General features: G+C 67.2%; 28 protein-coding genes. 16 read left to right on the top strand and 12 right to left on the bottom strand.

What is annotated here, in order from left to right; all coding sequences use genetic code 11:
* Positions 1–11: 11 nt before the first annotated feature.
* On the top strand, positions 12–2,342 hold the full coding sequence (locus I7X18_RS16735; protein WP_193043185.1) for a putative bifunctional diguanylate cyclase/phosphodiesterase: 2,331 nt from the start codon (positions 12–14) through the stop codon (positions 2,340–2,342).
* On the opposite strand, the gene msrB is transcribed toward I7X18_RS16735, so the two are convergent.
* The 3 genes from msrB to I7X18_RS16720 are packed head-to-tail and all read right to left on the bottom strand — an operon-like array spanning position 2,302 to position 5,626.
* A complete protein-coding gene (msrB, locus tag I7X18_RS16730; RefSeq protein ID WP_193043184.1) occupies positions 2,302–2,712 on the bottom strand; it encodes a peptide-methionine (R)-S-oxide reductase MsrB in 411 nt (136 codons plus the stop codon). The genes I7X18_RS16735 and msrB overlap by 41 nt on opposite strands.
* A 13-nt stretch (positions 2,713–2,725) precedes the next feature.
* Entirely contained in the window at positions 2,726–4,042 is a 1,317-nt protein-coding gene (gene aftC, locus I7X18_RS16725) for an arabinofuranan 3-O-arabinosyltransferase (protein WP_193043183.1), read from the bottom strand.
* Between the two features lie 21 nt (positions 4,043–4,063).
* Positions 4,064–5,626 carry an alpha/beta hydrolase gene (locus tag I7X18_RS16720; RefSeq protein WP_193043182.1) on the bottom strand — a complete coding sequence of 521 codons (1,563 nt, stop codon included), beginning with the start codon at positions 5,624–5,626 and terminating at the stop codon, positions 4,064–4,066.
* A gap of 84 nt (positions 5,627–5,710) precedes the next feature.
* On the opposite strand from I7X18_RS16720, the gene zapE reads away from it, so the two are divergent.
* The gene (gene zapE / locus I7X18_RS16715) at positions 5,711–6,784 is read left to right on the top strand and encodes a cell division protein ZapE (protein WP_193043181.1); all 1,074 of its coding nucleotides are present in this window, start codon (positions 5,711–5,713) and stop codon (positions 6,782–6,784) included.
* Here the strand turns inward: zapE and I7X18_RS16710 are convergent.
* The 6 genes from I7X18_RS16710 to I7X18_RS16685 all read right to left on the bottom strand — a co-directional run bounded on the left by I7X18_RS16710 (position 6,781) and on the right by I7X18_RS16685 (position 10,231).
* Positions 6,781–7,329, bottom strand: a complete 549-nt coding sequence (locus I7X18_RS16710) for a GNAT family N-acetyltransferase (protein ID WP_193043180.1) — start codon at positions 7,327–7,329, stop codon at positions 6,781–6,783. The two genes, zapE and I7X18_RS16710, sit on opposite strands and share 4 nt — an antisense overlap.
* Positions 7,317–7,805 (bottom strand): hypothetical protein, encoded by a 489-nt coding sequence (locus I7X18_RS16705; protein WP_193043179.1) that lies wholly within the window; start codon positions 7,803–7,805, stop codon positions 7,317–7,319. Before I7X18_RS16705 ends, I7X18_RS16710 begins: the two co-directional genes overlap by 13 nt.
* A gap of 67 nt (positions 7,806–7,872) precedes the next feature.
* Positions 7,873–8,463, bottom strand: a complete 591-nt coding sequence (locus I7X18_RS16700) for a methylated-DNA--[protein]-cysteine S-methyltransferase (protein ID WP_193043178.1) — start codon at positions 8,461–8,463, stop codon at positions 7,873–7,875.
* The gene (locus I7X18_RS16695) at positions 8,460–8,936 is read right to left on the bottom strand and encodes an RNA polymerase sigma factor (protein WP_193043177.1); all 477 of its coding nucleotides are present in this window, start codon (positions 8,934–8,936) and stop codon (positions 8,460–8,462) included. Before I7X18_RS16695 ends, I7X18_RS16700 begins: the two co-directional genes overlap by 4 nt.
* A 41-nt stretch (positions 8,937–8,977) precedes the next feature.
* Complete coding sequence (locus I7X18_RS16690; protein ID WP_193043176.1) at positions 8,978–9,694, bottom strand: Clp protease N-terminal domain-containing protein; 717 nt, start codon at positions 9,692–9,694, stop codon at positions 8,978–8,980.
* A 60-nt stretch (positions 9,695–9,754) separates the two neighbouring features.
* Positions 9,755–10,231 carry an SRPBCC family protein gene (locus I7X18_RS16685; protein ID WP_193043175.1) on the bottom strand — a complete coding sequence of 159 codons (477 nt, stop codon included), beginning with the start codon at positions 10,229–10,231 and terminating at the stop codon, positions 9,755–9,757.
* 74 nt (positions 10,232–10,305) lie between these two features.
* Between I7X18_RS16685 and I7X18_RS16680 the strand changes: the two genes are divergently transcribed.
* The 12 genes from I7X18_RS16680 to I7X18_RS16630 all read left to right on the top strand — a co-directional run bounded on the left by I7X18_RS16680 (position 10,306) and on the right by I7X18_RS16630 (position 18,589).
* Complete coding sequence (locus tag I7X18_RS16680) at positions 10,306–10,704, top strand: helix-turn-helix domain-containing protein (RefSeq protein ID WP_193043174.1); 399 nt, start codon at positions 10,306–10,308, stop codon at positions 10,702–10,704.
* A gap of 280 nt (positions 10,705–10,984) precedes the next feature.
* Positions 10,985–11,359 (top strand): hypothetical protein, encoded by a 375-nt coding sequence (locus I7X18_RS16675; RefSeq protein ID WP_193043173.1) that lies wholly within the window; start codon positions 10,985–10,987, stop codon positions 11,357–11,359.
* 675 nt (positions 11,360–12,034) lie between these two features.
* Positions 12,035–12,232, top strand: a complete 198-nt coding sequence (locus I7X18_RS30225; RefSeq protein ID WP_455429776.1) for a ribosome modulation factor — start codon at positions 12,035–12,037, stop codon at positions 12,230–12,232.
* A 380-nt stretch (positions 12,233–12,612) separates the two neighbouring features.
* Positions 12,613–13,737 carry a tyrosine-type recombinase/integrase gene (locus I7X18_RS16670; RefSeq protein ID WP_193043172.1) on the top strand — a complete coding sequence of 375 codons (1,125 nt, stop codon included), beginning with the start codon at positions 12,613–12,615 and terminating at the stop codon, positions 13,735–13,737.
* A 313-nt stretch (positions 13,738–14,050) separates the two neighbouring features.
* On the top strand, positions 14,051–14,248 hold the full coding sequence (locus tag I7X18_RS16665) for an excisionase family DNA-binding protein (RefSeq protein WP_193043171.1): 198 nt from the start codon (positions 14,051–14,053) through the stop codon (positions 14,246–14,248).
* A 788-nt stretch (positions 14,249–15,036) separates the two neighbouring features.
* Positions 15,037–16,047, top strand: coding sequence for a helix-turn-helix domain-containing protein (locus tag I7X18_RS16660; protein WP_193043170.1), 1,011 nt, complete (start codon positions 15,037–15,039; stop codon positions 16,045–16,047).
* Positions 16,044–16,316 carry a hypothetical protein gene (locus tag I7X18_RS16655; RefSeq protein ID WP_193043169.1) on the top strand — a complete coding sequence of 91 codons (273 nt, stop codon included), beginning with the start codon at positions 16,044–16,046 and terminating at the stop codon, positions 16,314–16,316. Before I7X18_RS16660 ends, I7X18_RS16655 begins: the two co-directional genes overlap by 4 nt.
* Before the next feature lie 104 nt (positions 16,317–16,420).
* Positions 16,421–16,732: an HNH endonuclease gene (locus I7X18_RS16650; protein WP_193043168.1), complete on the top strand. Its 312-nt coding sequence runs from the start codon at positions 16,421–16,423 to the stop codon at positions 16,730–16,732.
* Positions 16,729–17,064 carry a hypothetical protein gene (locus I7X18_RS16645; RefSeq protein WP_193043167.1) on the top strand — a complete coding sequence of 112 codons (336 nt, stop codon included), beginning with the start codon at positions 16,729–16,731 and terminating at the stop codon, positions 17,062–17,064. Before I7X18_RS16650 ends, I7X18_RS16645 begins: the two co-directional genes overlap by 4 nt.
* The gene (locus I7X18_RS16640) at positions 17,061–17,447 is read left to right on the top strand and encodes a hypothetical protein (protein ID WP_193043166.1); all 387 of its coding nucleotides are present in this window, start codon (positions 17,061–17,063) and stop codon (positions 17,445–17,447) included. The genes I7X18_RS16645 and I7X18_RS16640 overlap by 4 nt, the downstream gene beginning before the upstream one ends.
* A complete protein-coding gene (locus tag I7X18_RS16635) occupies positions 17,444–17,779 on the top strand; it encodes an RNA polymerase subunit sigma (RefSeq protein WP_193043165.1) in 336 nt (111 codons plus the stop codon). Before I7X18_RS16640 ends, I7X18_RS16635 begins: the two co-directional genes overlap by 4 nt.
* A 30-nt stretch (positions 17,780–17,809) precedes the next feature.
* Positions 17,810–18,589, top strand: a complete 780-nt coding sequence (locus I7X18_RS16630) for an aldehyde dehydrogenase (RefSeq protein ID WP_193043164.1) — start codon at positions 17,810–17,812, stop codon at positions 18,587–18,589.
* Positions 18,590–18,657: 68 nt separating this feature from the next.
* Here the strand turns inward: I7X18_RS16630 and I7X18_RS16625 are convergent, their stop codons facing one another.
* Positions 18,658–18,969 (bottom strand): hypothetical protein, encoded by a 312-nt coding sequence (locus I7X18_RS16625; RefSeq protein ID WP_193043163.1) that lies wholly within the window; start codon positions 18,967–18,969, stop codon positions 18,658–18,660.
* A 587-nt stretch (positions 18,970–19,556) separates the two neighbouring features.
* Here I7X18_RS16625 and I7X18_RS16620 point away from each other — a divergent pair.
* Together I7X18_RS16620 and I7X18_RS16615 are read left to right on the top strand one after the other, a co-directional pair.
* The gene (locus I7X18_RS16620) at positions 19,557–19,772 is read left to right on the top strand and encodes a ribosome modulation factor (protein WP_193043162.1); all 216 of its coding nucleotides are present in this window, start codon (positions 19,557–19,559) and stop codon (positions 19,770–19,772) included.
* A 157-nt stretch (positions 19,773–19,929) separates the two neighbouring features.
* On the top strand, positions 19,930–20,676 hold the full coding sequence (locus I7X18_RS16615) for a DUF5131 family protein (RefSeq protein ID WP_193043161.1): 747 nt from the start codon (positions 19,930–19,932) through the stop codon (positions 20,674–20,676).
* Here the strand turns inward: I7X18_RS16615 and tcmP are convergent.
* Positions 20,673–21,824: a three-Cys-motif partner protein TcmP gene (gene tcmP / locus I7X18_RS16610; protein ID WP_193043160.1), complete on the bottom strand. Its 1,152-nt coding sequence runs from the start codon at positions 21,822–21,824 to the stop codon at positions 20,673–20,675. The genes I7X18_RS16615 and tcmP overlap by 4 nt on opposite strands.
* Positions 21,825–22,428: 604 nt before the next feature.
* Positions 22,429–23,178 (bottom strand): trypsin-like peptidase domain-containing protein, encoded by a 750-nt coding sequence (locus I7X18_RS16605; RefSeq protein WP_193043159.1) that lies wholly within the window; start codon positions 23,176–23,178, stop codon positions 22,429–22,431.
* Positions 23,179–23,262: the final 84 nt, after the last annotated feature.

Here is a 23,262-nt window from a genome sequence, read left to right as displayed (position 1 = left end):
GGGCGTCGAGCATGCGCGCGAGACCCCGGGCAGCGAGCGCGATCGCCGCTTCCGCGTTCGCGGCCGTGATCCTGGCGGTCTGGGTGCTCGGTGGTCTGCCCGGCGCCGTCGTCGCCGACAACATCGGCGTCGCGGTCTTCGCGGGGTATGCGGTGGTGTGCGCCATGCTGGCCGCCCGCGCCGCCACGGGACGGTTCCGCACCGTCTGGGTCTGTTTCGCCATCGCGTTCGGCGGCTGGACCGCCGGGGCCGTGGTCTGGGGTTATCTGGACTCGGTACTGGACAGCGCGACGTTCCCGTCGCCCGGCGACTTCGGGTACATCCTGTTCCCGATATTCGGCTGTGTGGCGCTGGTGCAGTGGCCCATCGGGGCCGTCGGGCAGTCCCGGCTGCGCCTCGTGCTCGACGGTCTGATCTTCGCCCTGTCGTTGTTCCTGATGTCGTGGGTGCTGGTACTGCGCAGCGTGTACGAGACCTACCGGGAGGACCGGTTCACCGTCGGGCTGGCCCTGGCCTACCCGGTAGCCGACCTGATGATCCTCGCCGTCGCGGGCCTGGTCCTGGTCCGGGCCCATACCCGTCAGCGGCGTCCGTTGGCGCTGATCACCATGGCGCTCGTCTTGTTCACCCTGTCCGACAGCGCCTTCGCCTGGCTCACCGCACGCGGGGATTACTCCCCGGGCCATCCCATCGACCTGGGCTGGGTGTGCGGCTCGGCCCTCTTCGGCGCTGCAGCCCTGCTCAGCCGCGGCCTGCCCGTCACACCGGAAAGCACCACGCAGATGCCCACCAGCATGTCGCTGTGGTTGCCGTTTGTGCCCCTTCTGCTCGGCGGTACCGTCGCGACGGTCGTGGTCCTGGACGGTGTGCTGCGAGTGACCGTGATCGTGGTGATCGTCGCCATCTGCCTGCGGCAGTTCCTGGCCTCGTGGGAGAACCGCAGGCTTCTGCGCGTGGTGGCCGACCAGGCGCTGCGTTGTCCGCTGACCGGACTGGCCAATCTCGCCCTGTTCAACGACCGGCTGGCGCACGCCATGCAGGTGCGGGAACGGGATCCGCGCGCCGTCGCCGTTCTCTCCCTGGACCTCAACGACTTCAAGGTCGTCAACGACAGCCTGGGGCACGCGGCGGGCAACCAACTGCTCACGCAGGTCGGCGACCGTCTGGTGAGGTGTGTGCGGCCCGGTGACACCGTCGCGAGACTCGGTGGCGATGAGTTCGCCGTTCTCATCGAAGACCCCGTCGACCGCTCGCTGGAGATCGCCCACCGTATCGTGGAGTCCTTCGACTCACCGTTCGTCGTCGACGGACAGCGATTGCTGATGCGGCCCAGCGTCGGGCTGGCCGCCGCGGCGCCGGACGACGAATCCGACCCCTTCGGCGAGCAGCTGTTCAAACGCGCAGACGCGGCGATGTACGCCGCCAAGCGGTCCCGCGCAGACGGCGTGCACGTGTTCACCCCGGAGATGACGCTGGCGTACCCGGAGCAGTCGGGTCTGCTGCAGGGGGCAGGTCCGGACGTCAAGGGCGGGGGTGTGGCGGCCGTTCAGCTGCTCGGCGAACTGCGCCAGGCCATCGACCGCCTCGAGCTGACGGTGGTGTACCAGCCGAAGTACCACCTCGCGACCTCGGAGCTGGCGGGCCTGGAGGCGCTGGTGCGCTGGCCGCATTCCTCCCGCGGAGTGCTCAGCCCGGACGACTTCCTGCCGCTGGTCCGCAGGCACGGACTGATGGGGGCGGTCACCGATCTGGTGCTCGACAAGGCGCTCGACGATGCCGCGGAATGGTCGGCGCGCGGCACCCCCGTCCCCATCGCCGTCAACCTGTTCGCCGCGACCATGGCCGACACCAGGCTGCCCGACCGGATCGTCTCGGCGCTCGAGGCCCGCGGGCTGCCGCCGCAGTGTCTGACCATCGAGATCACCGAGGATGTGATCCTGCCCGACATCAAACGGTCCTGCGCAGTGCTCAGCGCGCTGCGCACGCACGGGGTACGGGTGGCGATCGACGACTTCGGCAGCGGGTATTCGGCGCTGAGCTATCTGCGCGAGCTGCCGATCGACGAGGTGAAGCTGGACCGCCGGTTCATCGGGCCGATCATCTGGGACCCCCGGGCCGGTGAGGTGGTGCGCGCGGTGGTCGGACTCGCGCAGACCCTCGGGCTGACGACAGTGGCCGAGGGTGTGGAGAACGCGGAGACCGCCGCGCGTTTGCGCGCCTACAACTGCGATGTGGCGCAGGGCTTCCACTACAGCCCGCCGCTGAGCCCGCCCGCCATCGCGACGCTGCTGCGCGGGGAGACTATCCGGCCGCCGGCACCAGCCGCAGTGAGATGGAATTGATGCAGTACCGCTGATCGGTCGGGGTCGGGTAGCCCTCGCCCTCGAATACGTGGCCCAGGTGGCTGTGGCAGTTGGCGCACACCACCTCGACCCGTCGCATCCCGAGGGAATCGTCGGTCCGCAGGATCACCGCGTCCGAATCGGCGGGGTCGAAGAACGACGGCCAGCCGCAATGAGATTCGAACTTCTCGGTGCTGCGGAACAGTTCGGCGCCGCACGCGCGGCACTGGTAGATGCCCTCGGTCTTGGTGTCGGTGTATTCGCCGGTGAACGGCCGCTCGGTGCCGGCCCGGCGCAGGACCGAGAATTCCTCGGCGGTGAGCTTGCTGCGCCACTCGTCGTCGGTCAGTTGCACCTTCGGAGCAGTCATGTCTCCCAAGTTACTACGCCGTCGGCGCGGTCCGCTCGGCCCGTGCGGGGGCCTCGGCGGGACCCGTCATCCACGGCGGGTCGATACCCCGGTCGAGGCGGCCGTCGGCCTTGGCGTCCAGGTAGCGGAAGTACAACACCGTGAACACGACGACCATCAGCAGCCCCCAGCCGGCGGTGAATCGCATGTACTCGAGGAACCGTCCGGTGGTCACCCAGTGCGTCAGCAACCATTTGTCGATGGCCATGAATCCGTAGATCGCCAGCCAGGCCGGCCAGTTGCGCAGCACCGAGTTGGGCAGCACCACCGTCATCAGGAACGGGAACAGCATCATCGAGTAGTAGCCCTGGCCCAGCGAGAGCACGAGGAACGACGTGGTCAGCAGCACGCCCGAGGACGTCAGCATCCAGAACCGTGGATCGCGGACGCGGTAGTAGCGGTACAGCAGTACCAAGCTGCCGATCGCCAGGACGACGAAGGCCAGACGCAGCAGGAGGATCAACCACATCGGCAACCCGTAGTAGATGCCGTTGCCCTCGATCGAGCTGTTGAAATAGTCGCGCGTCGACAGGATGTAGGGGATCGTGCGCCGGACGAAGCTCATCGGATCGCTCACCAGCGGCCAGGCGACGATGTTGAACGCCAACGGAACACCGATCGCGGTGACCAGCGGGCGCCACTGGCGGTTGAGCAGTGGCAACAGCAACAGCGGCGCCAGCGAGGGCTTGACCACCAGCGTGAGTCCGATGGCCACGCCGGCCCACCACTGGCGGCTCGTCCTCCCGTCGAGCAGCCAACGGAAGAACAACACCTCCATCAGCAGCAGGCACCCGTTGATGTTGGTGAAAACCAGTGTGTTGGTGACCGATTCGGTGCAGAACATCGCCAGCAGCAGCGCGGGCGCCGCGACGGAGGTCAACGTGAAGTCGAACAACCTCAGCAGGAGGTAGGCGGCGAGCAGGATCGCGACGGTGTTGAAGAAGATGAACCAGTAGCGCGACGCGTCGACGGGCAGGTAGCCGAACGGCGCGAGCAGAAGCGTCCCGCCGGGCGGATACAGGTAGTGCGGGTCGACGTGGTCGAAGTGCTCGTTGTAGATGTCCCAGCCGAGCTTGAAGTTGATGACCGCCCGGTACACCGGCCCGAAGTCGTCGGTGACGTAGCCGTTGGTGGCCAGGACGAAGCATCGATGGATGACCGACATGATCGCCAACGGCCACAGGACCGAGCGCAGCACCGTCGCCGTATTCGGCGGGGACGTGCGTGGTCGGAAGGCGTTGAGGAGGCCGGTGCGAAGGGTGTCTACTGCCGCCACGAGCGAACCGTACACCGGCGCTCACGGCGCCAGACGTCAGGCCGGACAGTACGTGTCGGTGTCCGGTGGCGTGCCGTTGTCGATGTAACCCACCACCGGCGCCAGTGCGCATGCCGAATAGACGCTCGCTCCGTGGCCGATTCCCTGCCACATCACGCGCTTGTTGGAGGCCCCGGCGTTGAGGATCGTGGCCGCGACCGCGGCGACGCCTTCGTTGCCCACGATCGGGTCGTTCTGGACGCCGAGCAGCAACACGGGCACCGGCAGGTCCTTCGGTTCGGGAGGCGCCGATCCGCTCGGCCAGTTGAGGCACGTGACGAGGTCAAGCGCGCCGACGACGCCGAACTGCGGGTACTGCTTGCCCCACGCGACCACCAGCTCGCGCACCCGGTCGGGGGTCGGGCGGTTCAGCGCGTCGCTGCAGGAGTTGACGAACTGCCCGTCGGTCTGGCGCAGCGCCTCGGATTCGGTGATCAGAGCGGTGAGCCGGGCGCTGTCCCCGTCGGCTGCGCCGGCCAGCGCGGCGCCGAGATCGTTGGTGGCGGCGACACCGTCGCCCTTCGGGAACGCCAGCGCCGTGGAGATGGCGTCGGTGACCGCGGCCACCGACGCCCCGCCGGGGCCGTTACCCGCGCGCGCCTCGGCCAGCAGTCCGTCCACGACACCCTTCGGATCGGGTGCGGCCGGGCAGCCGATCGCCACACACTGTGCGGCCCAGGCGTCGAGCGCGGCCTGTTCCCCCTTGACGCGCTGTTCGGCGGCGGCCTCGGCGCCGATCGCCAGCGGCAGGGGCGAGTCGAGCGCCAGGCGGGCCACCTTGTTGGGGTGGGAGCCGGCGTAGGCCAATGCCACCTGGGCGCCGTTACCGATGCCGAGCAACGCCAGGGTCGGCACATCCCAGGTGCTGCGCAACCGCTCGAGGTCCTCGGCGGCGTGGGCGTTGTTGTAGGCGGAGTCGCCGGGGGCGATGGTGTCGGTGCAACTGGTCGTGGCCGTCATCGTGATCGCGCTGAGGTTGGCGACCGGATCGTCACCGTAGGAGAACTGCGCCTGCTCGATCATCTCCTGGCGGTCGTAGAGGTCGCGGCATTCCAGTGCCCCGGACATCCCGATGCCGCGGCGGTCCACCGCGACCACGGGGTGTTTGTCGAGCAGCGCCTGCGAACGCTCCAGCCAGACCGGGAGCTGCACCGAGGACGGTAGGTCCGAACCGGTCGTCATCACCACCGGGCCGGCGTCGGGGGGCGTGCGAGCCGAGGTGGCCCGCACGACGCCGATGGTGACCGTGCCGCTCGCGCCGTCGATCGGGTCGAGGTCGGCGTCGTAGGTCGCGCAGTCCAGCGTCACACCCGGCACCGGATCGACGGCCGCGTCGCCGAACACCTGGTCGGTGCAGTTGCGCCATGACAGGTCGTTCTTCGGCACCTCGACCGCGGGCGGGCCGGCCTGCGGTTGGGTGGTTTCGGGCTGGCCCTGCGGCCGCGCCCCGTTGTCGGTGGCGTACCGCGGGTTGGCTGCCAGCCCGGGCGCGCAGCCGGCCAGCACCAGCGCGACCGTCGACAGGCTCACGGCCCGGAGCAGCGGGGGGTGCCGACGCATGCTGACCACAGTAGCGGCGCGGCGGTCGGCGACCGCCTCGACAGTCCCAGCACTGTGAACTGCGTCCCAGCCGCCGCGTCGGGCATGGGAACGATTGCTGCGCGTCGCTACGCTGCCCCCATGCATGGGTCCAGTGGTGCGACGAATCAACCGGGCCATCTCGTCGACCGGCATCCCAGCGTCACTCCCGAGCGCCTCGTCGCCCAGCTGGTGCCACCGCCGACGTTCACCCACGTCAGCTTCGACAATTACCGGCCCGATCCCGCCGAGCCGTCTCAGGCCGCGGCCGTGGACGCCTGCCGGGCCTTCTGCGCCGAGGCGGCGACGCGGCGCGCCGGGAAGAAGAAGCTGTTCGGCAAGCGCGAAGTGCTGCCCGGCGTCGGGGTGTACCTCGACGGCGGGTTCGGTGTGGGCAAGACGCATCTGCTGGCGTCGTCGTACTACGAGCTGCCCGAGCCGAAAGCGTTCGCGACGTTCGGCGAACTCACCCAGCTCGCCGGTGTCTTCGGGTTCGTGGAGAGCGTGGAGTTACTCAGTGACTACGTGGTGGTCTGCATCGACGAGTTCGAACTCGACGACCCGGGTAACACGACGCTGATCTCCCGGCTGCTCTCACAGCTGGTCGAGCGGGGCGTGTCGATCGCGGCCACGTCGAACACGCTGCCCGAACAGCTGGGGGAGGGCCGCTTCGCCGCGCACGACTTCCTTCGCGAAATCAACACGCTCGCTTCGATTTTCACCACTGTGCGGATCGAGGGTCCCGACTACCGTCACCGCGACCTACCGCCTGCACCGGAACCACTGACCGACGCGGAGGTCACCGACCGCGCCGAAAAGACCCCGGACGCGACACTCGACGACTTCGACTCCCTGTGCAAGCACCTGGCGACCATGCATCCGTCGCGGTACCTGTCGCTGATCGAGGGGGTCTCGCAGGTGTTCATCACCGGGGTGCACGCACTCGACGATCAGAGCGTCGCGCTGCGCCTGGTGTCGCTGACCGACCGGCTCTACGACGCGGGCATCCCGGTGGTGGCCTCGGGTGCCAAGCTGGACACCATCTTCAGCGAGGACATGCTCGCCGGCGGATTCCGCAAGAAGTACCTGCGGGCGACGTCGCGGCTGCTGGCGCTGACCGCCGCAGGCCAGGAGACCTAGGGGTCGGCGAGCGGGCGGACCATCACGAAGTCGTTCTCGACGGCGGCGCCGAGGCGGAAGCTCTTCGTGCCCGTCACGGCGAACCCGTGTTTGGAGTAGAAGCTCTGCGCGCGCCGGTTCTCCTGGTTGACGCCCAGCCAGGCGCAGCGGTACCCGGTGTCCCTGGCCACCGTGAGCGCCTCGGCCATCAGCGCCGACGATGCGCCGGCACCGTGGCTTTCGGGGACCACGTACATCTTCGACACCTCGATGGCCGGGCGCAGCGTGACGGCCTGCTGCACGTCGTCGTCATCGGGCACACCCCGGATCAGCATGGCGTAGCCCACCATTCGGGCACCGTCGCGGGCGACGAGCAGAACGCGGTCCGGATCGGTGAGGTAGTCGGCGAACCGGTGTTCCGACAGGTTCTCGGCGACGAATGCCGCGATGTTCTCGGCTGTCACCGACGTCGGACACGCCAGCGGGAACGTGCTGGCGGCGACGGCGGCGAGTTCGGGAAGGTCGGCCCGGGTCGCCGGAAGTACCTGCGGCCCTACAGGTTCCACTGTGCGAGGTGCTCGCCGGTGAGCTTGTCGATCAGCACCACGTTCGACACCAGGTCGCGGTAGCAGTCCCACCACACGCCGCCGGTGACCGTCGACCCGGCCGGGGCGTTCGCCAGCGCGGCCTGCAGAGAATCGGGTGCGTCGGTGTTGCGCGGCTCGTAGGCGTCGCCGGTCGGGGTGACTCCGCGGAACTGGAACGTGATCGCCATCGCGTAGGGCACCGGCACCTTGATCGGCTGGACCACGACGTTGGCACGCCACACCTGGTTACGCGGCGGGCGGGGCGGATAGCCGAAGCCCGGGGGGATCGGCGACGGTTCGACGCTGACCACGGTGACGTCGGCGACCAGGCCCTCGAAGTTCACCCGAAGCGGTTGACCGATGCGGCCGATGGGTGATTCCACCGCGGCGGCGGGGGCCGCTGTGAGCCCCGCCGCGACGGTCAGGGCGGTCAGCAGCATCAGAAGCCGTCGCATGGTTTCCCTCCCTAGGTGTGCCTCGCATGATGGCACACCCGACACCGGGGCCACACGGGTTCGACGGTCAGGCGGCCTCCAGCCGCAGCAGCGCCGCCTTGGCGGCTGCCCCGCCGACGTACTGGCCCGCGGTGCCGTCCGAACGCACGACGCGGTGGCAGGGGATCACGACCGGGAGGGGGTTGTGGGCGCAGGCGCTGCCGACGGCCCGCACCGCCCTGGGGTTGCCGACCGCGGCGGCCACCGCGGCGTAACTGGCCCGGTCGCCGTAGCCGATGCCGCGCAGCTGCTCGACGACGCTGCGTCGGAAGCCGTCGGCCAGCCGCAGGTCGATCGGCACGTCGAACGTGATGCGCTGTTTGGCGAAGTACTCGTCGAGTTGGCGGGCCACGGTGTCCAGCCGCCGCGGAACCCGCAGGATGCGTGGGCTGATCCTGGTGGCGAGCGTGGCCAGCACGGCGGTGTGGTCCTCGACGTCGTAGGCGACGCGCACGAGGCCTGCTGCGGTGGCGGCCAGCAGCAGCGTCCCGACCGGGGTGTCGACGGTCCGGTAGGCGACGTCGAGCACGCCGGCGGCGTCGGCGTCGGTGCTCAGCCGGGTGTGCAGCCGTGCCAGCGTCGCGTCGTCGGCGAGCGAGTCGAACATGTCGGTGGTCATGAGATGGCGTCCTCACGGTAGATCGAGCGCAGTGTCTTGAGGCCGTCGGCGCAGGCGCGGCGGGCGGCGTCGGGGGAGTTGCCGAGCAGGTCGGCGATCTCGGCGAACGGCAGCCCCGCGATGTGGTGATACGCGACGGCCTGGCGCTGCTTGGTGGGCAGCGTTTCGAGGGCGGCCCACAGGTCGGGATGGCCGGCGGCGGGGTCGGCGCGGGTGGCCGGGTGATCGGGCACGGGGTCGGTCGGTACGGGTCGTCGGGAGTTGGCGCGGCCGACGTCGAGTGCACGGCGATGCGCGATCGTCACCAGCCAGGCTTCGACGTTGGCGTCGGCCGGCAGGTCCGGATAGGCCCGCATGGCCGACAGGAACGTCTCCGACCACGCGTCCTCGGCGTCGAGGGCGCCGACGACGGCACGGCACACCCGCAGCACGGTCGGTCCGTGTTGAGCCACCACGTCTTCGAACGGTCGCATCGTCACATCTTGTAGACGCCGCGACACCATGCGCCGTGAGATCAGTCTTTTTCGGGGGTGGTGAGGGAGTCGAGCAGACCGATCAGATCGGTCTGGGCGCGCTGCTTGTCGACGCCGAGGCGGTGCAGTGGGCCGTCGGCGTCCTCGGACTCCAGCAGCGCCAGCAGCAGGTGCTCGGTGCCGATGTAATTGTGTCCTAGGCGCAATGCCTCACGGAACGTCAGCTCCAGCACCTTCTTGGCGGGTCCGCTGAACGGGATGAGGTCGAGCGCTTCACCGTCTGCGGCGGTGGTCAGCGCGACGGCCGTGCGCAGCGCGTCGGGGGTGACACCCTGCGCGGCGAGGAGCGCCACACCCAGCGATTCGGTGTCGACAAGCAAGCCGAGCAGTAGGTGGTCGGGGGAGATCTCGGACTGCCGGGCGTCGCGGGCGGTGTTCTGCGCGTGCACCACCGCGGCGCGCGCTCGCGGGGTGAACCGGGCGAATCCCTGATTCGGGTCGAGAGGTTCTGCCTTGGGGACGAACCGTTTCTGGACGGCCTGTTTGGTGACCCCCATGCACTGGCCGATGTCGGTCCACGACGCCCCGGAGCGCCGGGCCTGGTCGACGAAGTGGCCGATGAGGTGGTCGGCGACGTCGCCGAGGGCCTCCGCGGCGAGGACGGCGTCGGTGAGCTGGTCAAGCGGTTCACTGTGGACGGTCTTGATGACGTCGATGAGGTCGTCGAGTCGGACGGGGTGGGTGATGCGGTCGGCCATGCGTCAACTGTAGGTTGACCCACCGATAATCGTCAACCCCGGGTTGACGGCTAGCCGCCTTTAGCTGCGGACATAGCCGCGCCGCACCGCGCGGTCGAGAATTCCGAGGGTTGCGCGCAGCGCGCTTTCGGAGATCACGGGGAAGATGCCGGCTTCGCGCCATTTGTCGTCGATCTGCGACCAGTCGTAGAACGAGGTGACGACGGTGCCGTCCGCCGAGGGTTCGAGGGTGTAGCCGTAGACATGTCCGATCTGGGGACGGATCTGGCCCAGGATCGTCCAGGCGATGCGCCGATTGGGCTCGAATTCGCGGATTTCCACGGTCACTTCGTATTTCCCCATCGGGAAATCGTTGAGCGCTTCCCGGTCCATGTGCACGACGAAGCTGTCGCCGGCCGCGGACACCGGATTTCCGTCGGCACCCTGCAGCATGCCCGAGGCGTCGATGGCCACGTGGCCCTGCGGATCGCAGAGCACGTCGAAGATCGCTTCTGGGGAGGCGGGGATCACGCGCTGGACTTCGATGCGTTCGGTCATGACGACGATCGTGTCAGCACCGGCGTTCCGGCGAACGGGTTTTGAAAGTTTGCCGTGGGGTACGCGTCACTGGTATGACGAACCTTCACGAACTGCCGACCGGTGGCCATCGACCGCCGGGTCTGCGTCGCTCGGTAGCGTTCATCCATGAGAACGCCGACAGTGACATCGGTCTCAGTGAAATCGCGGCCGCGGCCAATTTGACGCCGCGGGCGGTGCAGTACATGTATCGCAGGCACTTGGGCGTGACGCCGCTGGAGTACCTGCGCGGTGTGAGGTTGGACCTGGCCCATCGCGATCTGCAGGCCGCCGATCCGACAGTCGACACCGTCAATTCGATCGCGGGCCGGTGGGGGTTCTCCCACGCGGGCCGGTTCAGCGTCGCGTACCGACGGGTGTTCGGCACGCAGCCGAGCGCCACGCTGCGGACCAACCGGCAGCACGGTGACCGTGAGCCTCGCTATGGCACTTAGCCCCATGCGGTTTGCACGTATGACCGCGGTTGCCGGCGCTGGGTGAGGGAGAGTTTCGCGAACCAACGCTCGGGCATTTGTGCACGGCAGCGTTGAAAGATGAGCTGTCAGTGCAATTCTGGCTAATTCGCGCCCAAAGCAGGTCTTGAATTTGCGCACGGAGGTGAGTTGTCGATTTGGTACGAGCGTGCCTGCGACATGGCATGCCGCTGATAAGGTTCCGCGCACAAGCAATCAAGGTCGGGGATTTTGATCCCGCCGGAGGAAAGGGAGGCCGACGGTGGGACGCACCGATGCTGTTGCAAGCCAAGCGAAGAAGTTGGCTCTCGTGGGGGCCGGTGCGCTGGCCGCGGCCGGGGCATTCCTCGCCTTGGGCGCCGGCACCGCGAATGCCGACGTGATCGACATCGGCGGTAAGCCCAATCCGGTCTTTGACGCGAACCCGGCTCCGGAAGGCGGGGTTCGCACCAGCGGCAAGGGGGTGGCGAATGCCGGCACGTCCGATGTCCGCCGCTCGTCGAAGGGGGAGCCGTTGCCGCCGTCGGGCGGTCAGGTGAAGGACAGCGTCCGTGCGGTGCCACCGATCACCCGTGGGATCGGCACCTACATCGGGACGGGGCCGGCTCGCAACGGACCGGGTATGGCCAGCTGGTGATCTCCAGAACGCCGCCGCGCTTCGTGCGCGGCGGCGTTTTTTATGCCGTCTGAGCGTGCGGCGTGTCCGTCCCATGCGTTCTGCCGCCAAGTGCGGTCCCGCCAGGCTTCGCTTCTGAACCCCACGTGACCTAGGGACCGCATGCCCGGGCACGCGTCGGATGAAACAGGTATTTGCCAGGCGACGCCGAGATGTGATCTCCCTGCGGCCTATTCGCGTTGGGCGGATACGGCGCCGGATTGTGAGCGTGCCGAAGAACAGCGTTGGCGGTCCATAGAGGGCCCGGCGGGTGCCTCACCCACTGCGCAAGGTTGGCGAAGCCCCAGAGGCGCTGCAGGCGCCACTACGACTATCCCGTGCCAACACCACCGGCACCGCCGCTTGGCTGGTATCCCGGTCCGGCCGGCGGTTCGTGGGCAGGTTCCGAACTTCTGCTCGGCACCGTGTCAGCGCGCGGCCGGCGGGGGCCGCCGGCGCGCTCGTATGGCGGAAGCCGCGGGTCGTGAAATTTCGGCGGTACGGCATAAGTGGCGCCGGCCGAGGCCTCTGCGGAAGCGGGCGCCGAAGTTGTTTTGCGGCGAGTTGCAGACCTGAGGGTCGACGCGCCGGTCGGCCTGGTCCAAGTCGTCGGCGTGGGGTCCGTCGCTCCGGCCAGCACGGCTGCATGCTTGCTCGATGACACTGCGGCAGGAAGCGACGCGGGCGCTGCTTGAGGGCTCGCTAGCAGACGTCGGCGACGCAAACCCGTATGCCGGGCGGTCCGTGGTCCTCGCGAAACTCTGGATGCGCGGCTACCTACGCATGGTGCACGTCCGTATCCATACAGGGCCGGCGATGCAGGCATATCTGCAGGCGCGTAGGGGGCGCGCGTAGGCGGTCACCGACATCTGCAGGGATCTCCACGGAGCGGGCGCTGTGCACTCCAATGCCTTGCTGCGCTTGTAGCTCGATCGCGCTGCCCGACCCCGACACTGTGCAGGACTCACACTAACGCCTCATTGAGCATGCAACGGGCACGAGCCCCAGAGGACTGAAACCAGATTTGAACTGCGGTAATGCTGGTGCGCGATACTGGGATTGAAGTAGGCCAGTCGCAATTTTCGGGTCAGCGTCGTGACCTGCCAAAAGGGCACCTGACCAGGCGACACGACGGACAGTATCGCGTGAGCCAAGTGGAGCCAAATGGAACCTGATGTAGGTTCATTGGGCACGTATTGGGCACGCTGCCGCGATACTGACCACCACGGAGAGCCATGCCACGCACCCGCGAGAAGCGGTCCTTCGCCACCATTCGCAAGCTACCGTCGGGACGTTTCCAGGTCCGCTACACCGGCCCGGACGGCGCGCGTCACACCGCGCCGGCGACGTTCGGCGCCCGGATCGACGCCGAGGCATTCGTCGTCGCCAAGCGCCGCGAGATCGACCGGGGAGTCTGGGACGCGACGGCCGAGAGGAAGCGGGAGGCGATCACGTTCGGCGCCTACGCCGCCGCATGGGTGGAAGGCCGACAGGTCGCCGGACGTCCGATCAAGGACCGCACCCGCGAGCACTACTACGCGATCCTCGAAGACCATCTGCTACCGGAGTTCGGCGCCCGCCAGATCGCCGCGATTACCCCGAAGGACGTCCGTGAGTGGCACGCCGGCGCGCTCGTCGACCGGCCCACGATGCGCAGCCACGCCTACAGCCTGATCCGGACGATCATGACGAGCGCCGTCAACGATGAACTGATCGACTCGAACCCCTGCCGGATCACCGGCGCGGGCCGCGCCAAGCGCGTTCACAAGATTCGGCCGGCGTCGATCGACGAACTCGCGACCGTCACGGCCGCGATGCCCGAGCGGCTGCAACTGATGGTCATCCTCGCGTCCTGGTGCGCGATGCGTTTCGGCGAGACTGTCGAGCTGCGCCGTGGGGACATCGACCTGGGCGACGAAGTGATCCGTATTCGCCGCGCCGCGGTCCGCACGCAAGGCGGCACGTTCGCAGTCACGACCCCGAAGTCGGACGCCGGTATCCGCGACGTCGCGATCCCGCCGCACATCATCCCGCAGATCGAAGATCATCTGTCGAAGTACGTTGAGAAGAAAGCAGATTCGCTCATATTTCCGAACGAAGCTGGCGAGCATCTACAGCCGTCAACGCTTTACCGGCACTGGTATAAGGCGCGCGCAGAGGCGGGCCGCGACGATCTGCGGTGGCACGATCTGCGGCATTCCGGCGCCGTCCTGGCCGCGGCAACCGGCGCCAGCTTGGCAGAACTGATGGCGCGTCTTGGACACTCGACACCGCAAGCCGCGATGCGGTATCAGCACGCCGCGCAGGGGCGCGATCGCGAGATCGCCGCACTGCTGTCGAAGCTGGCGGCGAATGGATAAGGGAGACGCGGAGTCGCTGCCTTACGCGACGTGTCGCGGCATTCTGTTAACCTTCGGAACCACAACCGAACACCGACGCTAATTGAGGCTTACAGGCGACACACCCGCTACACAGGCGGGATTCGGCGGCGCACCACCAACCGGGAACCCCGGACCGCCGAGATCGTAGAAGCTGAGACGAACGGCGCACACCCCGAACCGGGGTCACCCGCTGAGTCCCAAACTGGGACTTGCTGAACCGGCAGCCGAGCACAGAACAGACCCAAATGGTCTATCTGTCGCTCGGCTGTTCCTGTTCAGAAGGGAACCCCTTGTGCAGAACACTCCCAATCGGCGCCGGTACGGATCAATCGCGGACGCAGCCGAGTACATCGGCGTGACGTCGAGAACGATCCGCCAGATGATCGCAGACGGGCGAATCACCGGCTACCGCAACGGCCCTCGCCTTATCCGCGTCGACCTCAACGAGATCGACGACGTTGTGATGCAGCCCTTCGGCGGTGGCGCGTAATGGCGACTCGCGCGACCTACGTCAACGATCCGGTATGGCAACAGGCGCGGGCGCTATACGTAGACCCTCCGGACGGCACTTCGAGTGAACTCCTGGTCGCGAGGATCAGCGCCGCCTCTGCCATGTGCGAGATAGAGCGCTCGACGAGTCCGCTGACTGATGAGCAGCGCGATCGGATCGTCGCGATCCTCCGACGCGGCGCGGCCTGATGACCGGCCAACGAAAAAGCCGCCTCGCGGGCAACGAGACGGCTCTATCAGAGTCCACGGCGTCGGACTCCCACCAGCTTAATATCCGCGCCGCACACCGACGGATGACGCGGAGTCGTGTCGCCGGTGGTGCGTGATGGCAGGCGGAGATGTGGACCGGTTCGCCCTGGTCGACTGGGAACGATCGGCCTGTCTTTGTGATGTCGGCGCACCAGGCCACTCGATCGCAGTCGCAGTCACCGACGACGGCCGCGACACGCTGTGGATGATCGACGACGCGGAGCTGAACGCCGAGCACCCCCGGTGCGGGAGCGGCGATCAATCACACGAACAGATCGGTCCACTGCCGGCAGTTTGGCGCCGACGCATCCACGGCGATCCGCGTTGCGGTGAGCCGACCACAGCAGGACGGCCGTGTCGAATGAAGGTTGCCTGCCAGGGCGATGTCTGCGAGGTTCACCGCAAGCCCCGGTGTGACGGCTGCGGGCAGATCATGCACCACCAGGCCGGCGCTTGGGGCTGCTTCGGATGCCACCCCGACCGGCATTGGACACCACAGCAGCAGAACCGCGGTGTCCCATGACCTTTCCCAAGCACCAATGGTTACGCGCCGTTGCTCGGGACAAGGCGCTCGACGACTCCTACGCCCGCGTGGCGATGGACCTCAGCACTTCGACGTCGGTCGACGACGGCACGTTCTGTGTTCGTCAGAAGACCGTCGCTGAGCGGATGGGTCGCGATGTGCGATCTATCAAGCGGGCATACGCCGCGCTGAAAGCCGCGGGTTACATCGAGTGGTTAGCAGCAGGAAAACGGGGTCGTGGCTATCTCAGCGGCGACACGTGGCGGTTGCGGTTTCCGCAGGTCGGAAGTGGTGACTATTGCGTCACCACTTACGGAAGTGGTGACGACTCAAGCCCAGAAGTGGTGACGCGCGGTGCCATAAGTGGTGACGATTCAGGCCCAGAAGTGGTGACGACTCAGGCCGCGGATTCGCCCTCTGCCAGCGAGAATGGCGTTCCTGTAGTTCTCTATGAAGGTTTATATGGAGGTCTAGAGGGAGGCGCGGCGCCAGACAGGCCCGAACCGCTCGACGTCGAGACCGTCCCCGACACAGGAGACGCCCACCCCCCGGAAGATTTGTCCGAGGACGAACAACAGCCACACGACGTCGAATCTGCCGAACCGGCCGGCCGCGAGCTGGTGACCCAACGCGTCGAAAGCCCGGACGGCGGGACGGTTGTCGACGGGGAGATCGTGGAGCCCGACTTCGACCGCCGGCCCGAGCCGAAGTGCAAGCGGCACCCCGACGGCGACGTCGGCGAACCATGCCGCGCATGCAAGCGAGACAACGACGAGATCGAGGCATGGCAGCAGCGCCAGAAGGAAACCGCACTGCTGCGGCTCTTGTCGAGCGTCGCCGAGTCACCGCGGGTTGAGCGACCAGCACCAGCACCCAAGCCGCCGCCGCCGTCGTGGATTCGAGGAACCTACGGGCCGCGCTGCCCACGCCACGGCCATCTCAAGGTGCCGCCCTCCGACTGCACTCGATGCGATGACGCCGCGATCGCTGCCAGGGAGTCCGCGTGAGCCGCCCGATTCCTGAGGCGTACCGCGGCGCCATCGACGTGCCGTGCCCGACGTGCAGCGCGGAACCGGGCGAGTTCTGCCTCGTCGAAGACGACTGCCATGGCCCGCGCCGGCGACGGGTGCCGTGCGTCCGCCGCTGCCCGCCGAGCCCGAGCCCGACCGACGTCGAGCACCAGGCCGCGGCGACCCGCCCGACCCGCTCGTTCAGCGAGCCGCTGCATGACGCGACCGATACCGACCACGACAACGACCAGGACCAGGACCCATGAACAAGACGTGCAGTAGTTGCGGCCAGACCCTGCCGCTGGACGCATTCCACCGACGCAATGGCAGGGGCGACGGGCGCCAGGCCCAGTGCAAAGCGTGCCGCAAGGTGCATGACGCCATCCGTGAGACTCGCGCGAAGTATCACCGTGCCTACCCCGCCGCCAACCCACACATCGGCTGGGAGTCGATGTACCGCCAGCGCGCCCGCCAGTCCGGCTTCGAGCCAGTTATCGAGACGTTCACGCGCGCCGACGTCATCGCCCGTTATGGCGACGCGTGCGCTCACTGCGGAGGCCCGTTCGACGAACTCGACCATTACCCGGTGCCGGTCCGCCACCGCGGGCCGCACACGTTGGAGAACGTGCGCCCGTCCTGCACACCGTGCAGTCGGCGCAGTTGGCGAGAGGCCGTCGCATGAGCGACTGGGACACGACGCGGGCGCTGCTGGGCGCCATTCCCGCGCTGCCGGGTGCGCGGTGCAAAGGCCGATCTGCTCTCTACGAGCGGACCGTCGGCGAGCACCGCATGACCGGCCGGCTCACCAAGACCGAAGTCGACGACGCCCGCCGCGAGGCACTACGGCTCTGCGGCGCCTGCGAGGCCCAGACCCGCTGCCGCGCGTGGCTCACCGCCCTGCCGGCCGCACGACGTCCAGCCGGCGTCATCGCCGGCCTGGTGATCACAGCCGGCGGAACGCCGGCGAAGACCAGGACGCCGGCCACGCTCACCGCCTCCGCGGCGGAATCATGAGCGAGTCCGGCCTGACGCGCGTCGGCGGCGTCGTGGTCCTCTCCGGGCAGGCGCTTCGAGCGGCGCGGGACTGCGCCCTGATCGCCGTCAAACACCGCAAAATGTCCGGCGTTCCGTACCAAGCCTACGAAGCCCTGGCCTGCGAACTCAACGAAACGATGGCCGCAGCCGGTCAATCGGTCAATGGATCACCGGCTGTCAGAAAGGCTGCCGGCGTGGACGAACAACCGACCGTGCCGATCGCCGAAGCCGCTGCCCGCCTCCGCATCTCGGTCAGGCAGGCCCGACGGGTGGCTCCGAAGCTCGGGGGTCGGATGATCGCCGGCCGCTGGTTCGTCGACGAACTGGCGCTACGCCAACACCTGGAAGGGAAGCAGCAGTGAACAAGCAAGAGCGCGCCCGCTTCATCGCGAGCCTGACCGACGACGAGCTTCGCCAACTCCGCGGACGCCTGGAAGACCCCGGCGCGCGCGACGGCGACAAGCGGTTCGCGAAGAACCTGTTCACCGGATCGAACGACGCCGGCGACCAGGACGACGACGACCAGGACGCCGGCGAGTACACCGACGAACAGAGGCAATGGGCGCGAGACCTTTTCGCCACCCTCGACGACGAGAACGACGGCTTCGCCGGCCTCTCGAACGGCCGGAACGCCTTCCGCACGACACCGCCGAAGCGCGATCCCAGCTCGCACCGCGACTTCCGTTACAGCTGACCGTCACCCACCCCGAAAGGACACCCCCTCATGTTCAGAATTTCGGCTCACACCAGGGCCCAAGCCGTCACCAACGCCGCCGACACGCTCCACGTCGCGCTGCCCCCCGCCTACGTCGAACAGTTCGCCGACGCGGAAGCGTTCACCGCAGCGGCCAGCCAAACCGTCTGCCAGAGAGAATCCCTGCACCGCGCCGTCCTCGACGCCATCCAGGAGGGCCGCGACTATCTCTCGGACAGAGGGATTCAGGCGATGGCGCTCAATGCGCAACTCACCGAGGGGAACATCCTCGCCGCCGCACGCAGCCGCAGCGAGCAGCTGATGTTGGCCGCACTCAGCGACCACGCAGACGACATCCTCGACAGGTGGGCCGACGCGCTCGACGAGCACTCGGCGAAGCTCGCCGCCGCCGCGAACGCCGGCGTGAACCTGAACGATGCCGCCGGCGCGGTCGCCCGCGGCGGCGCCATGATGACCCACCTGCACAACGCGCAGGTCGGAGTCAGGGCGTGGACCGCAGCCGCGAACGGCTTCTACGCGCTGGCTGCCGTCGCCGGCGTCAGGATCAACGCGGACTCGGCGACCGTCCTCACGCCGGCGCGTCTCGCCGAGCTGGCTCCCGCGTACGAGATGGCGCGAGACGAGCGCGCCCGCGAGGTAGGCGTGTGGATTCTTGCGCGCAGTGGCCTTCCGTTGAAGCTCGCCACTCTCGACGAGTTCAAAGCGCGCGCGGCGCAGATGAAGGCGGACGCGCAAGCCGAGGCCCGGAACCACGCTGCACGCGCGAACGCCGCCGGCTTCAACAGGTAAACGACCCACGATCACCTGATGGCCGGCGCAGGACGGAAGTCCCGGTTACCTTCCTGGCGCGCCGGCCGTCAGGCCCACCACAACGACGACGACCAGGCCGTGAGCATCAGCAGAAGCCATGTCGACACCTGCCCCGCACGGCCGCTCGGTCCGCTCGGCGGCATCTGCAACTGCACCACCACGGCGACGACCAGACAGTCGAGCGACGTCGAGGACCAGGACGTCGCGAGATGATCGGCATCGTCGCCGCCAACCACGACCGCATCCGCGACCTGATCAATCAACTCGGCATGGACCACCGCAAGGTCGTCGCGATCCCAGCACGAACTGTCGACACCGCCGCGCGTGGCCGCGTGCTGGACGCTCTGCTCGTAGACCACACCGCAACCCACATCGACCTATCCGACGTCCTGCCGTGCCTCCTGGCGTCCAGCGGGCCCGTCTACGTGCTCACGCCCACCCAGGGCGGGGTGCCCATCGGGGTACCCCACGGCGCCCCCCGAGGCTTAGGCACTGCCCCCTCCTCGTTTCCCCCAAAAAAACGATTGCTGGATAGGAGCGAACGTGCCGCGCAGATCCGACGTGCCGTGTGTCGTTTGTGGCCGGCTGGTGCCGACCTATCGGGACAGTGCGCCGGCCGATCGCCGGCGTTGCGGGGCGTGCGTGAGGGCCGCTACCGAGCGGTGGGAGCTCGGCACCCGGACGGGCTACCGCCGGCGCGAGGGCTGTACGTGCGACGAGTGCCGCATGTGGGCCGCGAATGAGGCGCGCGAGTATCGGGCCGAATACCGAGAGCGCACAGGAACCGGCTTGCGGTCGAAGTACCGCCGAAAGACACAGGACGCGATCGGCGCGGCGCCGAACTAGCCGACGGACTGAGCGTCGGCCGGCCTCGACGTCGTGGTCCTGGTCCTGGCGCTCGGCGTGGGTCCAACGATCTGGCAGCGCGCGCGTACATGCTTGGCCGGTGTCGAAGCGCGCCGAGTACATATTCGCGCTCTACTCGGGTTCGGTCGCTGAGCCAGGGGACCGCAACCCGTACGCCGACGGCGAATCGCTGGTGCTGCCGAAGCTGTGGATGAGCGGGTATCGGCGGATGGTGCGGGTACGGATCGAGACCGGGCCGGCGATGCAGGCATACCGCGCCGCGTGTGCCGCGACCGAACCCCGGCCGGACGACTAAGGCGCCGCGTGCTCGCCGTGCTTGGGTGTCGGACCCCGCCGATATCTTCGCGGTCGAACAGCGTTGCCGCGATCTGCAACAACACGGTCGGTGGTCCTGATGTGATGATCAATCGCAGTCACCTAGGGTGAATTGCAACGGACTTGTAGAGGTGGGCATGGCTGACCGATCGGCGATCGAATGGACCGAAGCCACCTGGAACCCCGTCACCGGTTGCGATCGCGTGTCTTCGGGCTGCGACCACTGCTACGCAATGACATTGGCGAAGCGGTTGAAAGCCATGGGCTCGGAGAAGTATCAGAACGACGGTGACCCGCGCACGTCGGGACCAGGCTTCGGCGTCACTCTTCATCCGCAGACGCTCGATGAGCCGCGCCGCTGGCGCCAGCCGCGCGTCGTGTTCGTGAACTCGATGTCCGATCTGTTCCACGCGCGCGTGCCGGTGAGCTTCATCCGAGACGTTTTCGACGTCTGCCGGGAGACGCCGCAGCACACCTACCAGGTGCTCACCAAACGGAGCTTGCGACTGCGCCGGCTCGGCGAAACTCTCGACTGGCCTAGTAATTTATGGATGGGCGTGTCCGTCGAGAACTCCGACGCGTTGCCTCGGGTCGACCATCTTCGCGAAGTTCCCGCGGCCGTTCGATTCTTGTCGTGTGAGCCGCTGATCGGACCGCTCGACGGGCTGAACCTCGACGGCATCCACTGGGTGATCGCCGGCGGCGAGTCCGGCGCGAATCATCGCCCGCTCGACGGCGAATGGGTGCGTGGGATCCGCGACGTGTGCCAGGACGCCGGCGTCGCGTTCTTCTTCAAGCAATGGGGTGGCCGCACGCCCAAGGCCGAAGGTCGGGAACTCGACGGCCGGCGCTGGGACGAGATGCCTTGGGCCGCTGCGGTTTAACGGATTGCTTTCCGGATGACGTGTTGGTGCGGCCTTTGGCCCTTTGTCACGAATTCGATCTCGCCCGACGCCACCAGTGCGCGAAGAGCTGAGGTGTATGCAGTCTGCTTGGCTTCGCCGTAGAGGTCTCCGAAAACGCCCTTGACGTGGCGGACAACAATCTTCGGTTCCCCGTCCTCCGTCAGCCGTCGCAGGTTCTCAGTGATGTGGGCGATGGCGTCGGCGTGCTCCCTATCGAACTGCGCTGTCACTGTGTCGAACAGCATTCCCTCTCGCTCGTCAGGGTCTGGCCCGAGGAAATCGATCCACTTCTCGCGGGCCCTTGCCCCGGCGTCGCCGAACATCCAGTGACCGTGCGTGTCCATGGTTAGGAAGATCAAGTAGTAAACGGGCTGGTGATGTATCTGACGCCGTACCGGAGCGACGACGAATCCGTACCCGGTCCCCTGGGTGAGTCGCCTGGCGTATTCGATCGCCACGTCCTTCGCAGCTGACTCCCAGTCTTCCCCTCCGGATGTCAGATGAGACTGCAACGCCACATCCCGCCACCACTCGCCGCCGCACACGGCGTCTGTCTTGGCGACTCCGCCCAGATTGACTAGGCCCTTCTTGTACTGGCCACCAGCTCGCCTGATTAGGTCGGCGCTGAAATTCAGCAGCACCTCGGTCCGAGGCCAACGTCTCCGTGCACGGAGGATGCCCTTGATGGAGTCCATCGGGAGCACGGCGCCGCAGGGGTCAAGAAAAACAAACAGACTTGCTCCCTCGGCCAGCTGCAAGGCGTCGCCGATGTGGTCGCCGCAATCCCCCATGTAGCTGTCGATGCGGATACCTCGGGAGCGATACTCGTCGGCCACCGCGTTGAGGGACTCGTAGTCCTTCGAGTTCCTCTCGACGAGAAGAAGGTCGATCTGGGTGGCTCCCTTTACCTTCTGGGCGGCGAGCATCATGTGTTCGGCAGATCCTGCTTCGCCGGTGTCGAAGCGGCCACGGCCGGCGAATCCATCGAACAGTACTGACCGCTTCGGGTCGAGCTTGCTTGCGGTCATCGTGGCAAATCTGATGACGTACTGCTCAAGAATCGCGTGCTTGAAGACTGACTGTGGTCGGGGCTTTTCCAGCAGCCCGGCGTCCGTTCCGGTGGGCATCGCGATTGGATCGTCCTAGATGGCCAACGCGTCTTCGCGGTTACTCATCGACCGCGAGCCTTCCGCCGTGAACACATCTGTGGAATTCTACCGCCGCCGCGGACGGCTGCGCGTAGATGCTGACACTGCGTCCGGCGTGTCGGATTTCTTAGCAGGGACGCGGGTCGAGTGCCGTCGGGCCGCACGGTTCGAATCAGTTGCGACGCACCGCTGCCGACCAACCTCAGTTCGGAGTCGATCGCGTCGGGTCTAACGCAGCTTGCGTGAAGGCGGGCAGGCGGGCTCTTCCGCGCACCAGCTCGCCCGTCTCTCCCTGCGGTTCTGTCCGCGCGGCCGCGGGGACGTCGAGGCCCTGGACGATAGCGCCGGGGTTGGTGGCCGTCGACCCGACGATCGCAATGAGGCCGTGGCTGTCGGCGATCTGATCCGCCGGCCCGAATCAGCAGCCAGAGCAGGACGTCTGGCCGGTCCCGCCGACACAATTACGAGCGACCGGCTGGCGACACGTCCAACACGTTCGCGGCGACGTTGAGCGTGTGCGCAATGCCGGTGGGGTTCAATCAGGCCGGGCCGCGCTCGCCGCGAACCGCGGGCCGGTGTGGTGTCACGATTGCGCTTTTTCCGCCAGCAGCTGGCTCAGCGATGAGGCGATATCGGGTGTGTCTGCGTCGGCAAGGGCAACGACGGTGTTTACCCACTCCTGGACGTCAGTAGGCACCAACATCGCCGCGATGCCATATGACACGACCCGCGTGATCTTGCCCCGCCAAACCTTCCCGTCGCGTTCCTCCTCCTCGAAGGAATCGATGACCAGCGACGAATCGTGATTTGCTGTGACGATCGCGTCTAGAACTTGTGGCCTGTGCGCATTTGACACTGGTCCGCCGCTCAATCCGGCCGGTGCAGGGACGCTCAACTCGGCTGCGAGATACGCCCGGCCGTCGGGAGCCTGATATTGGAAGTGCCGTTGGTAGTGGCCCTTGAACAGTCGCGGGACGTTGGTGTCCTCTTCGGCTGGGTAGCCGAACGCGATGAAATCGCCGCCATCGGACAGCTGATGACCGATTTCCGAGTAGACCCCATTCGGGTGCGCGGCGGTCTCTTTGGATATGACGAGCGCTGCAAGATCGATCGCCGGGTGGCGTATCACCTGTTCGACCACTCGGGCGAACGACTCCATCGGCGACCGGAACGCGAACATGGCATCCGCGACATCGGGCACACAGTGCGCCGCCGTCAATATCACGTACGAGCGCAGGTACATGGCACCTGTGCCACTGAACTCCCACGTCCCGCCAGACGGAGCGAAGTAGACCGGCCCTGTCGCGAATCGCGGGAAGAAGTCGAGTGACATGTCGCAACGCTATCTGGCGAGGGCAGACGCCCCGACGCGACCGTGTTGGGCACGTATTGGGCACAGAAACAAGAAAGGCCCGGA

The organism is Mycolicibacterium baixiangningiae, assembly GCF_016313185.1.
Lineage (GTDB): Bacteria > Actinomycetota > Actinomycetes > Mycobacteriales > Mycobacteriaceae > Mycobacterium > Mycobacterium baixiangningiae.
Note: the sequence above shows the minus strand (reverse complement) of the source record. Positions and strands in the feature narration are given on the sequence as shown.